Below are 13,779 nucleotides of genomic sequence, written 5' to 3'. Positions count from 1 at the left end.
CAGGAAGGCGTCATTGCTTGCGTCCGGTGCCAGGAAATCCCCTCCGGGGAGGAGCAGACTCCCCGGTCATGACGACGGGCCCGACGCTGCGCTCCCCGATCTCCCTCGACCTCCCCGTGGTCCCCGTCGGGGCCCTGCTCGACGGTGCCGCCCGGCGCTACGGCGACCGCGCCGCCCTGGTCCACCACGACGACGTCCTGAGCTTCCGCGCGCTGTGGACCGAGGCCTGCGGCGTCGCCCACGCGCTCGTCGCGCGCGGCATCCGGCCCGGCGACGTCGTGGGCCTGCACCTGCCGAACTCCCTGGTCTGGCCCGTCGCGTACCACGGCATCCTGCTGGCCGGCGCCACGGTGGCGCTCGCGAGCCCGGCGCTGCCGCCCGAGCTGCTGCGCGCCCAGCTCGAGGACGCGGGGGTCGTCGCCGTCGTCAGCCGCGACACCACCCTGCCGAACGTCGTCGGCACCGACGGGCGCCGCCTCGACCTCCCGGTCGAGCCGGTCGACGGCCCGCCGGACCTCGAGATCGACCCGACGGTGGCCCTGGCCCACCTCGCCTACACCGGCGGCACCACCGGGCGCTCCAAGGGCGTCGAGCTGACGCACGCGAACGTGGTGGCCAACGTCCTGCAGTACACGGCGTCGGGCTCCGGCGCCGTGCCGGTCCCCGACGTGCACGGCGGGGTCACCGTCGAGCAGACCTCCCCGCCGGAGGAGCACCCGGTGCGGCTCGGCGAGGGCGTCTCGCTCGCCGTGGCCCCGTGGTTCCACGCCATGGGCACCAACGGGCTGACGATCGGCCTCGTCACCGGGACCACCGCCGTCGTCCAGGACCGCTTCGACCCGGCCGCCTACCTCGCCGACGTCGAGCGCCACCGGGCGACCACGTTGTCCGGGGCACCCGCGATGTACCACGCGCTGCTCGCCCACCCCGACGCACGGACCCGCGACCTGTCCAGCGTCCGCTCGGTGACCTCGGGCGCGAGCCCGATGGCCGTCGCGCAGGCCGAGCGGATCGCGGCCCTCATGCCCGACGCGATCGTCCTCGAGGGCTACGGCCTGACCGAGGCCACGATGGCGCTCTGCACCTCGCCGTCGGCCCGGTCCGCGCACCGGCGGATCGGCACCGTCGGCGTGCCGATCGCCGACACCGAACTGGTCCTGCTCGAGGTCGGCACCGGACGGCCCGGGGACGCGCCGGTGGGGATCGGCGAGCGCGGCGAGATCTGGGCCCGCGGCCCGCAGGTGATGCGCTGCTACCACCACCGCCCCGACGAGACGGCGGAGACGCTCGTCGACGGCTGGCTGCGCACCGGCGACATCGGGATCGTCGACGACGACGGGCTCGTGTCGGTGGTCGACCGGGTCAAGGACATGCTGTTGTTCAAGGGCTACAACGTCTACCCGCGGGAGCTCGAGGAGCGGCTCGTCGCCCGTCCGGAGGTCCTGACGGCGGCGGTGGTCGGCCTGCCCGACGAGGCGGTGGGGGAGGTCCCGACGGCGGCCGTGGTGCTGTCGGCGGGATCGGGTCCCGACGTGGTCGCCGACCTGGCCGCGGCGGTCAACGGCGCCGTCCGGCCCTACGAGCGCCTGCGCGGGATCTTCGTGGTCGACGCCCTGCCCGTGTCGGCGGCGGGCAAGGTCCTCAAGCGGGATCTCCGCGACGCGCTGCTCGGTGCGGTCGACGGTCCGGCGTGGACCGACGGCGGTTCCTGAGAGGGCCGAGCGGCGTTCGCTGCACGGGGCTGCTCCGCTCGGAGCAATCGGGCGCAGTTGAGCGCCGGGCGGGCGGCGTCGGGCGGTGGTACCCGGCGGCGCTCTCAGGTCCGCGCTCCGCACGCGGGCGTGTGCCTAGCGTGAGCACCCGTCCACCGGCTCCCCCGGGCCCGCCCGGTCGGTGGACGACGAACCACCGTCCTGCCCCGACAGGAGCCCGCGATGCCGCAGTACCCCGGGACGCCCGACGTCCCGTCCCAGTGGTCCCCGACCGGCCGCCGTCCCCGCACGGCGGCCCGCCTGGTCGCCGTGCTCGGCGTCCTCGCCGCCCCGGCGGTCATCCTCGGACTCTGGGCGGGCGGCCTCGTCGGCTGGTGGGTCGCGGCCGCCCTCGCCGTCGTCGCGCTGGGCGGCGGCGCGGCGCTGGCGGGCGGCACGATCCTGCACGGCGCCGGGTCGGTCGGTCCCGCGCCCGACACCGGGACGTTCGTGCCCGGCGCCCGCGTCCTGGTCGTCGGCGGCGGCTACGTCGGCTTCGTGGCCGCCCGGGCCCTGCAGGCGCGCCTCGGCCGGTCCGGCGACGGGCGCCACCGCGGGCGCCGCAGCGGCGCCCGCGACCGCGCCTCGACGCCGGTCGGCTCGATCACGGTCGTCGACCCGCAGCCGCACATGACCTACCAGCCGTTCCTGCCGGAGGCGGCCGGCGGGTCGATCGCGCCGCGGCACCTCACGGTGTCGCTGCGGCGCGTGCTCGACCGGAGCGACGTCGTGACGGGCTCCGTGGTCGCGATCGACGACGCCCGTCGTCGGGCCGTGGTCTCCCTGCCCGACGGGCTCTCGAAGGAGATTCCCTACGACGTCCTCGTCGTCGCGCCGGGCGCGGTCGCCCGGGAGCTGCCGGTGCCCGGGCTCGCCGAGTGCGCGCTCACCTTCCGCACGGTCGGCGACGCCGCCGCCCTGCGCGACCACGTGCTGTCCCGGCTCGACGCCGCGGCCTCGGTCGTGCCCACCACGGCCGCGGAGGCCGCGCGGCGGGCACGCCTGCTCACCTTCGTCGTCATCGGCGGCGGCTTCGCCGGCGTCGAGGCACTCGGTGAGCTGGAGGACCTCGCCCGCCGGGCCGGACGTCAGGTCGGCGTGGACCGCGACGAGATGCGCTGGGTCCTCGTCGAGGCGTCCCGGCGGATCATGCCCGAGGTCACAGAACCGACCGCGGCCCGCGTCCACGGACGGCTCGCCCGCCGTGGCATCGAGGTCCGGGTCGGCGCGGGCCTGGTGTCCGCCGAGAACGGCGTCGTCCGGCTCGCCGACGGCACCCAGGTGCCGACCGACACGGTCGTCGTGGCGGCCGGGACACGCCCGCACCCGCTGCTGGAGCGGACCGACCTGCCGCTCGAGCGCACCGGCAAGGTGCGCTGCACGGCAATGCTGCAGGTCGTCGGACGCCCGCACGTCTTCGCGGCGGGGGACGGCGCCGCCGTGCCCGACCTCGCCCGCGGCGCCCTGCTCGCCGACGAGGACCCGAAGGTCCTCACCACCCCGACCGCCCAGCACGCCGTGCGGCAGGCCCGCGTGCTCGCCGGCAACGTCGTCGCCCACCTCGGCGGCCGTCCGCTGCAGCCCTACCAGCACGCCTCGGCCGGCGTGGTCGCCGGGCTCGGGCGCCGTCGGGGCGTCGCCGAGATCCGCGGGGTGCGCCTGATGGGGTGGCCCGCGTACGCCCTGCACCGCGCCTACCACCTGTGGGCCATGCCGACCGCGGAGCGCAAGGCACGGATCGTCCTCGACTGGGTCGCCGCCGCCGTGCTCGGTCGGGACCCGGTGGCGACGGGCGCGGTGGCGCCCTCGCCGCGACGCGGCGACGCGGACCCGGTCGCCCCGGTCGCCCCGGTCGCCCCGGCCGCCGCCGCCGCCCCCGCAGAGGCCGTCCCCGCTCCCGCCGCGGAGCCGGCGGTCCCGTCGGCCACCGTGGGGCGCACCGTCGTCGACCCCACCCTGATCGACGGGCCGACGCTGCGGGAGCCCCACCCCACGCTCCCGACCGCGGTGCGGACGGGTGGGCCGACGGCCGGTCGGGCACCCGCCACCGGGGACCAGCCGGCGCTCACGTGGCTCAGCCCGGGGCGGCACGACTTCCGCTGAGCGCGTTGCATGGAATTCCGTGATCGTGCATAGTCATACGCATGCGGATCGCGGTGGCCGGAGCCAGCGGCTACGTCGGAGGTGAGCTCCTGCGGCTCGCGCTGGGCCATCCCGAGGTGGAGGTCGGCGCGCTGACCGCGGGGGACTCCGCGGGCAGTCTCCTCGGCGCGCACCAGCCGCACCTCACCCCCCTGGCCGACCGGCCGATCGTGGCCACCACCGTCGACGCCCTCGCGGGCCACGACGTGGTGTTCCTGGCCCTGCCGCACGGCCGGTCCGCGGAGCTCGCCGCGCAGCTGCCCGAGGACGTCCTCGTGGTCGACTGCGGGGCGGACCACCGGTTGCGCGACCCGATGGCCTGGGAGCGCTGGTACGGCGGGGAGCACGCCGGGCACTGGCCCTACGGGCTGCCCGAGCTCCCCGGCGCCCGCGAGCAGCTGCGCGGCAGCCGCCGGGTGGCCGTGCCCGGGTGCTACCCGACGACGGCCACGCTCGCCGCCCTGCCCGCCGTCGCGGGCGGGATCGTGGCGCCCGAGATCAGCGTCGTCGCCTTCTCCGGCACCTCCGGGGCGGGCCGTGCGGCCAAGGCCCACCTCCTCGGCTCCGAGGTCATGGGCTCGGCCACCGCCTACGGGGTCGGCGGCTCCCACCGGCACACCCCCGAGATCGTGCAGAACCTCTCCGACCTCGGCGCGGGCGCCGTGCGGGTCTCGTTCACCCCGGTTCTCGCCCCGATGCCGCGCGGCATCCTCGCCGTGGTCAGCGCCCCGCTGGCCGACCCGGCGATCGACGCCGCCGAGGCCCGCCGGGTCTACGCCAAGGCCTACGACGACGAGCCCTTCGTCCACCTGCTCCCCGAGGGCGTCCAGCCCGCCACCAAGAGCGTCGTCGGCTCGAACGCCGTCCAGGTGCAGGTCGAGGTCGACCTCGACGCCGGCCGTCTCGTCGCCACCGCGGTGATCGACAATCTCACCAAGGGCACCGCCGGCGGCGCCTTCCAGTCGGTCAACGTGGCCCTCGGGCTCCCGGAGACCCTCGGCCTCCCCGTCGCCGGGCTCGCCCCGTGACCCGGCCCGACCAGCCCGCCCCGACCCCCAGGAGGACGCCGTGAGCGTCACCGCCGCCGCCGGCTTCCGCGCCGCCGGCGTCCGCGCCGGCCTGCGGGCCCACGGCGACCGTCCGGATCTCGCCCTGGTGGTCAACGACGGCCCGTCCACCGTGGCGGCGGGGGTGTTCACCCGCAACCAGGTCAAGGCCGCCCCGGTGCTCTGGTCGCAGCAGGTGCTGCGCGAGCACGCGCTGCGCGCGGTCGTCCTCAACTCCGGGGGCGCCAACGCCTGCACGGGCCCCGACGGCTTCGGCGACACCCACCACACCGCCGAGAAGGTCGCGGAGGTCCTCGGCTGCGGCGCGATCGAGGTCGCCGTCTGCTCCACCGGGCTCATCGGCGAACGACTGCCCATCGCGTCCCTGCTCGCCGGGGTCGACGAGGCCGCCGGGGTGCTCGCCGCCGACGCCGGGGCCGGGTCCCGCGCGGCGACGGCCGTGCTCACCACCGACACCGTCGACAAGCAGGCCGCCCGCTCCCGCGACGGCTGGACCGTCGGCGGCTTCGCCAAGGGGGCCGGGATGATGGCGCCCAGCCTCGCGACGATGCTCGTGGTCGTCACCACCGACGCCGTCCTGGACGCCGACACGGCCGACGCCGCGCTGCGGGCCGCCACGGCGACGACGTTCGACCGGCTCGACATCGACGGCTCGACCAGCACCAACGACACGGTGCTCCTGCTCGCCTCCGGCGCGTCCGGGGTCACCCCGGACGCGGCGACGTTCGCCGACGAGCTGCGCGAGGTGTGCGCCGAACTCGCGCGCGGCCTGCAGGCGGACGCGGAGGGCGTCACCAAGCGCATCGTCGTCACCGTCACCGGGGCGTCCTCCGACGCGGAGGCGCTCGTCGGGGCCCGCGCCGTGGCCCGCGACAGCCTGGTGAAGACGGCGCTCTTCGGCTCCGACCCGAACTGGGGTCGGATCGCGGCGGCGATCGGGGCCAGCGAGGCCCGGGTGGAGCCCGAGACGCTGTCGGTGACCGTGAACGGCGTCCTGCTCTGTGCCGCCGCGGCCGCCGTGGGAGACCGCTCGAAGGCCGATCTCTCGGGCCGTGACGTCACCGTCGAGGTCGACCTCGGACTCGGCGCCGGCACCGCGACGGTGCTGACGACCGACCTCTCCCACGCCTACGTCGAAGAGAACAGCGCCTACTCCACATGACCGTGACCGCGCACGAGGACGCCCAGGCCAAGGCCGCGGTGCTCGCCGAGGCCCTGCCCTGGCTGCGGGAGTTCCAGGACGCGATCGTCGTCGTCAAGTACGGCGGCAACGCCATGGTGGACGACGAGCTGCGCCGCGCCTTCGCCGAGGACATGGTGTTCCTGCGCCTCGCGGGCATCCGGCCGGTCGTCGTCCACGGCGGGGGCCCCCAGATCACCGCGATGCTCGACCGGCTCGGGATGTCCGGGGAGTTCCGCGGCGGGCTGCGGGTCACCACGCCGGAGACGATGGACGTGGTGCGGATGGTGCTCGTCGGCCAGGTCGGCCGCGAGCTCGTCGGCCTGGTCAACGCCCACGGCCCGCTCGCGGTCGGCATGTCCGGGGAGGACGCGCGCCTGTTCACCGCCGCCCGCCGCACCGCCTCGGTCGACGGCGAGCAGGTCGACGTCGGTCTGGTCGGCGACGTCGTCGAGGTCAACCCGGCCGCGGTGCTCGACCTGGTGGCCGGCGGCCGCATCCCGGTCATCTCCACGGTGGCCCCCGACGTGGACGGCGTGGTGCACAACGTCAACGCCGACACCGCCGCGGGCGCCCTCGCGGTCGCCCTCGGCGCCCGCAAGCTCGTCGTCCTCACCGACGTCGAGGGGCTCTACACCGACTGGCCCGACCGTTCCAGCCTCCGCTCGGAGATCGACGCGACCGAGCTCGCCGAGCTCCTGCCCGGTCTCTCCAGCGGCATGATCCCGAAGATGGAGGCCTGCCTGCGGGCGGTCGAGGGCGGCGTGCCGCGCGCCCACGTCATTGACGGACGGGTGGCCCACTCGGTGCTGCTCGAGGTGTTCACCAGCACGGGCGTCGGGACCATGGTGGTCCCCGCTCCCGCATCCCCCGGAGGAGGTCCCCACGCATGACCGACACTGCACCGACCGGTGAGGACCTCCGTCGTCGCTGGTCCGACACGATGATGGGCAACTACGGCACCCCGCCGATCAGCCTCGTGCGGGGCGAGGGCGCCCGCGTCTGGGACGCCGACGGCCGGGAGTACCTCGACCTGCTCGGCGGCATCGCCGTCAACCTGCTCGGCCACGCCCACCCGGCCGTGGTCGAGGCCGTGTCCCGTCAGGTCGCGACGCTCGGGCACACCTCGAACCTCGTGATCAACCCGCTGACCGTCGAGCTCGCCGAGCGCCTGCTCTCCCTGCTCGGCGTCCCGGACGGCCGGGTGCTCATGTGCAACTCCGGCGCCGAGGCGAACGAGGCGGCGTTCAAGATCGCCCGCCGCACCGGCCGCCGCAGGATCGTCTCCGCGGAGGGCGGCTTCCACGGCCGCACCATGGGGGCGCTCGCGCTGACCGGTCAGCCCGCCAAGCGGGAGCCCTTCGAGCCGATGCCCCCCGGCGTCGAGTTCGTGCCCTACGGCGACGCCGAGGCCCTGCGGGCGGCGGTCGACACCGACACCGCCGCGGTCGTGCTCGAGCCGATCCAGGGCGAGGCCGGGGTGATCGTCCCGCCCGAGGGCTACCTGCAGGCGGCCCGCGAGATCACCTCGGCGGCCGGCGCCCTGCTCGTGATCGACGAGGTGCAGACCGGGATCGGCCGCACCGGCGTGTGGTTCGCCCACCAGCGCGCCGGCATCGTGCCCGACGTCGTCACCCTGGCCAAGGGGCTCGGCGGTGGCCTGCCGCTCGGGTCCTGCATCGGCATCGGCCCTGCTGCCGAGCTGCTCGGCGCGGGTCAGCACGGCACCACCTTCGGTGGCAACCCGGTCTGCTGCGCGGCGGCGCTGGCGGTGCTCGACACGATCGTCGCCGAGGGACTGCTCGACCGCGCGGACACGCTGGGCAAGGACCTCGGCGCGCGCATCGAGGGGCTCGACCACCCGCTCGTCGACCACGTCGACGCGGCCGGGCTCCTGGTCGGGGTGGCCCTCACCGCGCCCGCCTCGCCCCAGGTGACGGCGGCGGCGCTGGAGTCCGGATTCCTGGTCAACGGGGCGGTGCCGGGGCGCGTGCGCCTCGCCCCGCCCGCCGTCGTGACCGACGAGCAGGTCGACGGCTTCGTCGCGGCGCTGCCCGACATCCTCACCCAGGGCGCCGCCGGCGCGGAGGGCACCTCGTGAGCGCGGCGTCCCTCCAGGCCCCCGACGGCACCGGGCCCCGGCCCGGCGGCCGGCCCGTCCGCCACCTGCTCCGCGACGACGACCTCACGCCCGCCGAACAGGCCGAGGTCCTCGAGCTCGCCGCCACCCTCAAGGCCGACCCGTTCGGGCACCGTCCGCTGGCGGGCCCGCGGGCCGTCGCGGTCATCTTCGACAAGCCGTCCACGCGGACGCGGGTGTCGTTCCAGGTCGGGATCGCGGCCCTCGGCGGTACCCCCGTCATGATCGACGGCCGTGACGCGCAGTTCGGGCGCGGCGAGACGATCGCCGACACCGCGCGCGTGCTCTCCCGCTACGTCGACGCCATCGTGTGGCGCACGGGTGCGGACGAGCGGATCCGGGAGATGGCCGAGCACGCCGACGTCCCCGTGGTCAACGCCCTCACCGACGGGTTCCACCCCTGCCAGGTCCTCGCCGACCTGCAGACCGTCGTCGAACGCCACGGGCGCACCGCCGGCCTGACGCTGACCTACCTCGGCGACGGCGCCAACAACATGGCGCAGTCGCTGCTGCTCGGCGGGGTGACCGCCGGGATGCACGTCCGCGTGGCGGCCCCCGAGGGCTTCCAGCCCGACCCGGCGGTCGTCGAGGACGCCCGGGCCCGGGCGCGCGAGACCGGCGGCTCCGCGGCCGTCGTCGAGGTCGACGGACGGCCGGCCGCGCTGGACGCCGTCGCGGGTGCGGACGTCCTCGTCACCGACACCTGGACCTCGATGGGCCAGGAGGACGACGGGCTGGACCGGGTCGCCCCGTTCCGGCCGTGCCGCATCGACACCGAGCTCCTGGAGCGGGCCGCCCCCGGGGCGACCGTGCTGCACTGCCTGCCCGCGCACCGCGGCGACGAGATCACCGCCGAGGTGCTCGACGGGCCGGCGGCAGCGGTCTGGGACGAGGCCGAGAACCGCCTGCACGCGCAGAAGGCGCTGCTGACCTGGCTGCTCGGGCGATGACGCCGCCGGACGAGGCGCTCGACACCGACCCGGGGGCGCGGCCCGATCCGCGGGCGGCCCGCGAACGGCTCGAGCGTCTGCGTCCGGGGAGCAGCCGGGCGTCCCGCCAGGCGCGCATCGTCGAGCTCATCAGCGCCCTCGAGGTGCACAGCCAGGGCGAGCTCGCGGGCATGCTCGCCCGGGAGGGGATCGAGGTCACGCAGGCCACGCTGTCGCGCGATCTCGACGAGCTCGGCGCCGTGAAGCTGCGGGGCGCCGACGGGGGCGCCGGCCGGTACGTCGTCCCCGACGACGGGAGCCCGGTGCGCGGCGTCACCGGCGGCACCGACAGACTGTCCCGGCTGCTCGCGGAGCTGCTGGTCTCGGCCGACCACTCCGGCAACCTCGCGGTGCTGCGCACCCCGCCGGGCGGCGCGCACTACCTGGCGAGCGCGCTCGACCGGGCGGCGCTGGCGGAGGTGGTGGGCACGATCGCCGGGGACGACACGGTCGTGGTCGTGGCCCGGGAGCCGCTCGACGGGGCCGGGTTGGCCGGGGTGCTCCGCGGGCTGGCCACGAGGACGACACCGCGCACGACGCGGATGCACCAGGACGAGGGAGAGGGACCAGGGTGACGGCGGGATCGGGATCGGGAGCGGCCCTCTGGGGCGGACGGTTCTCCTCGGGGCCGGACGCCGTGATGGCGGCGCTGTCCAAGTCGACCCACTTCGACTGGGTCCTCGCGCCCTACGACGTCGCCGGCTCGCGGGCGCACGCCCGCGTCCTGCACGGCGCGGGGCTGCTCGACGACGACGAGCTCCGCGGGATGCTGGAGGGACTCGATCGGCTCGAGGCCGACGTGGCCGACGGGTCGTTCGTCGCGGCCGAGGCGGACGAGGACGTGCACACCGCGCTCGAGCGCGGGCTCATCGAACGCGTCGGCCCCGAGCTCGGCGGCAAGCTGCGCGCCGGCCGCTCGCGCAACGACCAGATCGCCACGCAGCTGCGCATGTGGCTGCGCGACCGGCTCCGGGAGCTCGCCCGCGGCGTGTGCGACGTCGTCGACGCCCTCGTCGGGCAGGGCCGCGCCCACCCGGACGCCGTCATGCCGGGCCGCACGCACCTGCAGCACGCGCAGCCGGTGCTGCTCGCCCACCACCTCGGGGCGCACGCGCAGGCGCTGCTGCGCGACGTCGAGCGCTGCCGGGACCTCGACCGCCGGCTCGGCCTGTCGCCCTACGGCTCGGGTGCCCTGGCCGGCACGTCGCTGGGGCTCGACCCCGCGGCCGTGGCCCGCGACCTCGGGTTCCGCGACGCGGTGGACAACTCCATCGACGGCACCGCGTCGCGTGACCTCGCCGCCGAGGGGGCCTTCGTCCTCGCGATGGTGGCCGTCGACCTCTCCCGCATCGCGGAGGAGGTGATCCTGTGGGCGACCGCCGAGTTCGGCTACGTGACGCTCGACGACGCCTGGTCCACCGGCTCGTCGATCATGCCGCAGAAGAAGAACCCCGACGTCGCGGAGCTCGCCCGCGGGAAGGCCGGCCGGCTGGTCGGCAACCTCGCCGGCCTGATGACGACGCTCAAGGCCCTCCCGCTCGCGTACAACCGGGACCTGCAGGAGGACAAGGAGCCGCTGTTCGACTCGGCGGCCCAGCTCGCGATGGTCCTGCCGGCGATGGCCGGGATGATCCGCACGCTGACCGTGCACACGGACCGGCTGGCCGAGCTGGCCCCGGCCGGCTTCAGCCTCGCCACCGACATCGCCGAGTGGCTGGTCCGGCAGGGAGTCCCGTTCCGCCGCGCCCACGAGGCCGCCGGGGCCTGCGTCCGCGTCGCGGAGGGTCGGGGCGTGGGGCTCGACGAGCTCACCGACGACGAGCTGCAGGGGTGCGACCCGGCGCTCACCGCCGACGTGCGCACGGTGCTGACCGTGGAGGGCTCGATCGCCTCCCGGGACGCCCACGGCGGGACGGCCCCGAAGCGTGTCGCCGAGCAGTACGACCGGATCGTCGGCGCCGTCATCGAGGCGCGCGCCTGGGCGTCGCGGCCGATCGACCGGCGGTGACGGGGACGTCCGGGCCGCTGCACCGCGCCGAGCTCGCCGTCGACCCGCTCGAGGCGGCCCGCCGCCTGCTCGGTGCCGAGATGGTCGCCGAGGTGCCGGAGGGCGACATCCGCATCCGGATCGTCGAGGTCGAGGCGTACCGCGGCGAGGACGACCCCGGGTCGCACTGCTACCGCGGTCGCACCCCGCGCAACGACGTCATGTGGGGGCCGGCGGGGCACCTGTACGTCTACTTCGTCTACGGCATGCACTTCTGCGCCAACGTCGTCGCGCTCGTCGACGGGCGACCCGGGGCGGTGCTGCTCCGGGCGGGGGAGCTGCTCTCCGACCCCGCGCTCGCACACGTCCGGCGGCCGACCGCGCGGGGCCGCGACGCCGAGCTCGCCCGCGGCCCGGCCCGGCTGTGCACGTTGCTGGGCCTCGCCCGCGAGCACAACGGCACGGACGTGCTCGACCCGGCGTCGTCCGTGCGTGGAACGCGGGACCCCGGTCCCCGACGACGCGGTCCGCACGGGACCGCGCGTCGGCGTCGCCGCGGGCCAGCAGCGGCCGTGGCGGCTGTGGGTGGCCGGGTCACCCGCCGTGACTCCGTACAAGGCCGGACGCGCCCGGCCGGACGGTCCCGACTGGTAGGCGGGCCCACCGGGGACAATGGGCTCGTGACCGCACCACACATCCTCGACGACCTCGCCTGGCGGGGCCTCATCGCCCAGAGCACCGACCTCGACGCGCTGCGCCGCGACCTCGACACCGGGACGGTCACCCTCTACTCCGGGATCGACCCCACCGCGCCGAGCGCCCACATCGGCCACCTCCTGCAGTGGCTGACCCTCGCGCGCTTCCAGCAGGCGGGGCACCGCCCGATCGCCCTCGTCGGCGGGGCCACCGGGCTGATCGGTGACCCGAAGCCGACCTCCGAGCGGACCCTGAACGACCGCGACATCGTCGCCGGCTGGGTCGACAAGATCGGCGCCCAGCTGCGCCCGTTCCTGGACTTCACGGGCGAGCACGCCGCGCTGCTGGTGAACAACCTCGACTGGACCGAGGGCGTCTCGGCCCTGGACTTCCTGCGGGACCTCGGCAAGCACTTCCGGGTCGGACGGATGCTGGCCAAGGAGGCGGTGAGTCGGCGGATGGAGTCCGACGAGGGCATCAGCTACGCCGAGTTCTCGTACCAGATTCTCCAGTCCTACGACTTCCTCGAGCTCCACCGCCGCTACGGCTGCACGATGCAGACCGGGGGCAGCGACCAGTGGGGCAACCTCACGTCGGGCATCGACCTCATCCACCGGGTGGAGGGGCGGTCCGTGCACGCACTGGGGACGCCGCTCATCACCAAGGCCGACGGCTCGAAGTTCGGGAAGACCGAGGCGGGCACGGTGTGGCTCGACGCCGACCTGACGAGCCCCTACGCCTTCTACCAGTTCTGGATCAACGCCGAGGACGCGAAGGTGGGGGAGTACCTCCGAGCCTTCACGTGGCTGCCCCACGAGGAGATCGAGGAACTCGAGCGGCTGACCGTCGAGAAGCCGCAGGCGCGGGCCGCCCAACGGGCCCTCGCGGAGTCGGTGACCACCCTCGTGCACGGGGCCGAGGAGGTCGGGCGGGTCCAGGCCGCCAGCCAGGCCCTGTTCGGACGCGGGGAGCTGCGCGAGCTCGACGCGGCCACGCTCGAGGCCGCCCTCGCCGAGGTGCCGTCGGCGACCCTGTCGCGCAGCGAGAACCCGACCATCGTCGACCTGCTCGTGGGGACCGGCCTGGCCTCGGGCCGGGGTGCGGCCCGGCGGACGGTCGCCGAGGGCGGGGCCTACGTCAACAACACCAAGGTCGAGACCGAGGACTGGACGCCGGCGGAGACCGATCTGCTGCACGGTCGGTGGCTCGTGGTCCGTCGCGGGAAGCGCACGACGGCGGGTGTGGAGCTCGTGTCGACGGGGTGACGACCGTGGGTCGGGCGGGAAACCCCGTCCGACCTGCGGTGATCCCGAAAGGGACCCCCCTTCGAACAGGCCCTCACGGGCCGTGTAATGTTCTCCATGTCGCCAGGACGAAGGGGTTGCCCCGGGGCCTGGAGGCGGGATAGGTTCGAGAGGTTGCCCTCCAGCCGGTCTGGTAGGGTGAGGACTCGAAGCCATCGGGCTTGGCGGTCCACCTGGGTGTGGGTCTGCGGGTTCGTGTGGTCGTCCTTTGAGAACTCAACAGTGTGCTGACGTTTTGTGTTCTGGCCCCAATTTTTTTGGGGTTTCTTTGAGTAGCTAGTTTTTGTCAGAGGTCTTGATTGGTCTCTAACGTTTTTTGTTGGAGAGTTTGATCCTGGCTCAGGACGAACGCTGGCGGCGTGCTTAACACATGCAAGTCGAGCGGTAAGGCCCTTCGGGGTACACGAGCGGCGAACGGGTGAGTAACACGTGGGTGACCTGCCCTCCACTCTGGGATAAGCCTGGGAAACTGGGTCTAATACCGGATATGACCATGGGATGCATGTTCTGTGGTGGAAAGTTT

General features: G+C 74.9%; 10 protein-coding genes, 1 rRNA gene and 1 pseudogene. All 12 read left to right on the top strand.

Annotated elements, in window-relative coordinates:
• Positions 1 to 68 precede the first annotated feature (68 nt).
• A complete protein-coding gene (locus LN037_RS23070) occupies positions 69 to 1,712 on the top strand; it encodes a class I adenylate-forming enzyme family protein (RefSeq protein ID WP_230757551.1) in 1,644 nt (547 codons plus the stop codon).
• Between the two features lie 222 nt (positions 1,713 to 1,934).
• The gene (locus LN037_RS23065) at positions 1,935 to 3,854 is read left to right on the top strand and encodes an NAD(P)/FAD-dependent oxidoreductase (protein WP_230757546.1); all 1,920 of its coding nucleotides are present in this window, start codon (positions 1,935 to 1,937) and stop codon (positions 3,852 to 3,854) included.
• A gap of 35 nt (positions 3,855 to 3,889) precedes the next feature.
• On the top strand, positions 3,890 to 4,921 hold the full coding sequence (argC, locus tag LN037_RS23060; protein WP_230757908.1) for an N-acetyl-gamma-glutamyl-phosphate reductase: 1,032 nt from the start codon (positions 3,890 to 3,892) through the stop codon (positions 4,919 to 4,921).
• Positions 4,922 to 4,961: 40 nt separating this feature from the next.
• Positions 4,962 to 6,122, top strand: coding sequence for a bifunctional glutamate N-acetyltransferase/amino-acid acetyltransferase ArgJ (gene argJ / locus LN037_RS23055; protein ID WP_230757545.1), 1,161 nt, complete (start codon positions 4,962 to 4,964; stop codon positions 6,120 to 6,122).
• Positions 6,119 to 7,033 carry an acetylglutamate kinase gene (argB, locus tag LN037_RS23050; protein WP_230757544.1) on the top strand — a complete coding sequence of 305 codons (915 nt, stop codon included), beginning with the start codon at positions 6,119 to 6,121 and terminating at the stop codon, positions 7,031 to 7,033. The genes argJ and argB overlap by 4 nt, the downstream gene beginning before the upstream one ends.
• Positions 7,030 to 8,241, top strand: coding sequence for an acetylornithine transaminase (locus tag LN037_RS23045; protein ID WP_230757537.1), 1,212 nt, complete (start codon positions 7,030 to 7,032; stop codon positions 8,239 to 8,241). The genes argB and LN037_RS23045 overlap by 4 nt, the downstream gene beginning before the upstream one ends.
• A gap of 65 nt (positions 8,242 to 8,306) precedes the next feature.
• Positions 8,307 to 9,230, top strand: a complete 924-nt coding sequence (gene argF, locus LN037_RS23040; protein WP_255694785.1) for an ornithine carbamoyltransferase — start codon at positions 8,307 to 8,309, stop codon at positions 9,228 to 9,230.
• Positions 9,227 to 9,844 (top strand): arginine repressor, encoded by a 618-nt coding sequence (locus LN037_RS23035; RefSeq protein ID WP_230757522.1) that lies wholly within the window; start codon positions 9,227 to 9,229, stop codon positions 9,842 to 9,844. Before argF ends, LN037_RS23035 begins: the two co-directional genes overlap by 4 nt.
• Positions 9,841 to 11,277, top strand: coding sequence for an argininosuccinate lyase (gene argH / locus LN037_RS23030; protein WP_308286177.1), 1,437 nt, complete (start codon positions 9,841 to 9,843; stop codon positions 11,275 to 11,277). Before LN037_RS23035 ends, argH begins: the two co-directional genes overlap by 4 nt.
• Before the next feature lie 17 nt (positions 11,278 to 11,294).
• Positions 11,295 to 11,910, top strand: a pseudogene (locus tag LN037_RS23025) (DNA-3-methyladenine glycosylase).
• Positions 11,911 to 11,936: 26 nt separating this feature from the next.
• A complete protein-coding gene (gene tyrS, locus LN037_RS23020; protein WP_230757520.1) occupies positions 11,937 to 13,217 on the top strand; it encodes a tyrosine--tRNA ligase in 1,281 nt (426 codons plus the stop codon).
• Positions 13,218 to 13,572: 355 nt separating this feature from the next.
• Positions 13,573 to 13,779 (top strand): 16S ribosomal RNA (locus LN037_RS23015); the annotation flags it as partial.

Source organism: Actinomycetospora soli (assembly GCF_021026295.1).
In the GTDB taxonomy this organism is placed as follows: Bacteria; Actinomycetota; Actinomycetes; order Mycobacteriales; family Pseudonocardiaceae; genus Actinomycetospora; species Actinomycetospora soli.
Note: the sequence above shows the minus strand (reverse complement) of the source record. Positions and strands in the feature narration are given on the sequence as shown.

Coding starts and splice junctions, on each gene's coding strand:
- LN037_RS23070 (WP_230757551.1), top strand. CDS start 69: ATGACGACGGGCCCGACGCTGCGCTCCCCGATCTCCCTCGACCTCCCC.
- LN037_RS23035 (WP_230757522.1), top strand. CDS start 9,227: ATGACGCCGCCGGACGAGGCGCTCGACACCGACCCGGGGGCGCGGCCC.
- LN037_RS23045 (WP_230757537.1), top strand. CDS start 7,030: ATGACCGACACTGCACCGACCGGTGAGGACCTCCGTCGTCGCTGGTCC.
- argB (WP_230757544.1), top strand. CDS start 6,119: ATGACCGTGACCGCGCACGAGGACGCCCAGGCCAAGGCCGCGGTGCTC.
- LN037_RS23065 (WP_230757546.1), top strand. CDS start 1,935: ATGCCGCAGTACCCCGGGACGCCCGACGTCCCGTCCCAGTGGTCCCCG.